1 protein-coding gene is annotated in these 493 nt (G+C 57.4%); it reads left to right on the forward strand.

The window, feature by feature from the left end; all coding sequences use genetic code 11:
- Positions 1-185: 185 nt before the first annotated feature.
- The gene (locus ACYPYD_RS18345) at positions 186-470 is read left to right on the forward strand and encodes a hypothetical protein (RefSeq protein ID WP_036528601.1); all 285 of its coding nucleotides are present in this window, start codon (positions 186-188) and stop codon (positions 468-470) included.
- The last annotated feature ends 23 nt before the right edge of the window (positions 471-493 follow it).

The raw sequence follows: 493 nt of genomic DNA on the forward strand, positions 1-493 counted from the left end.
CAGGGACGCCATGCCTGCAGCCATTGGCGCAGGATCTGGGGGACGGGATCGCCGATCACGGCCTTGTTCTGGTCCAACATCCCATGCTTCGAGTCCTGACTGAAGCACGTTGCAACGCTTAGGCTGTTGCCATGCGGTGAGGTGACTCGGATATGCTGTGACCTGACGGCGGCAATGGATGCACCATGAAAGACGAGGAAATCATTCTGCGCATCGAAACGTTCGACGCGGCCAACGGCGGCGGCGTCGGATGGTATGAGAACAAAGGCGCTTACCATCTCTATCTGCTGGCAACCGAGGCACCGATCGCCCGCCTCAAGCCTGTCGGCACGCGTGACGAAGTCAGGCTCGGCTACTGGTCACACCAGCGAAAATGGGAAAATATCGATGATATGGGCGGATGCGTCTTGCCCCTCGATCAAGCACTCGACCACGTTGCTGAAAACAGCATCTTCTGGACCTGGACCTGACCAAAAACGTACAAAGTCGAGCT

This window comes from Novosphingobium sp. 11B, from assembly GCF_054589055.1.